General features: G+C 60.1%; 1 protein-coding gene. It reads right to left on the bottom strand.

Translation table 11 applies throughout. The features are described from left to right. Positions 1-217: 217 nt before the first annotated feature. Positions 218-884, bottom strand: a 667-nt coding sequence (locus E5W70_RS32020) for a divalent metal cation transporter (RefSeq protein ID WP_292665318.1), incomplete at its 5' end; no start/stop codon positions are given.

Below are 884 nucleotides of genomic sequence, written 5' to 3' on the forward strand. Positions count from 1 at the left end.
GTCCGTGCGGCAATTTTCCGCGTCTGGCCTTCGGTCGTTCCATAGACAATCAGGACGATCACAATGTCCCTCCGACAGCGGCAAAGACATTGACAAGGACGATCGATACGAGCCAGCCCGCCTCACGATCTCAATGCTTCGCTTCGCAATAGCAATTGGCCGCATTATAGCTCATGGAACAGGCCGTACGAACCCCTTTTTGCTGCGACTTGGGTGCTTACAGCACGAAGAACCCGATCGTGGCCAGAGCCATGATCAGCACCGCTAGCCATCCGACTATGACCATCCACCGCGGGGCGGTCAGCCTTCCCATGATGCGCTGGCTGCTGGCCATCATCACCATGATTGCCATCAGTGGGACCGCAAGTATGCCATTGATGACCGCTGTCCAGTAAAGCGCGCGGATTGGATCGACTGCGGTAAAGCTGACTACAACACTGCCGAGGGTCGCTACGGCAATCGTTGTATAGAAAGCCTTGGCCTCACGGGGCCGCCGATCCAGCCCCTCCGGCCAGCGGAACATCTCGGCGACGGCATAGGCAGCCGAGCCGGCAAGCACCGGGACGGCCAGCATGCCGGTGCCGATGATGCCGGCTGCGAAAACCGCGAAGGTGACTTCGCCGGCAATCGGCCGGAGCGCCTCCGCCGCCTGCGCTGAAGTCTCGATCTGCGTAGTGCCGTTGGCGTGGAGCGTGGCTGCGGTGGCGATGATAATGAAGAGAGCGATGAGATGGGAGAACGCCATGCCGAACAGCGTATCTGTTCGAATGCGGACGAGCTCGGCACCTGCCGTACGCGGATGAGTACTGAGCCGTGCAAGGTGACGACGATGCAGTTCCTCCACTTCCTCACCGGCTTGCCAGAAGAAGAGGTAGGGGCTGATC

Origin of the sequence: Mesorhizobium sp., from assembly GCF_005063415.1 — a bacterium.
Classification (GTDB): Bacteria; Pseudomonadota; Alphaproteobacteria; order Rhizobiales; family Rhizobiaceae; genus Mesorhizobium.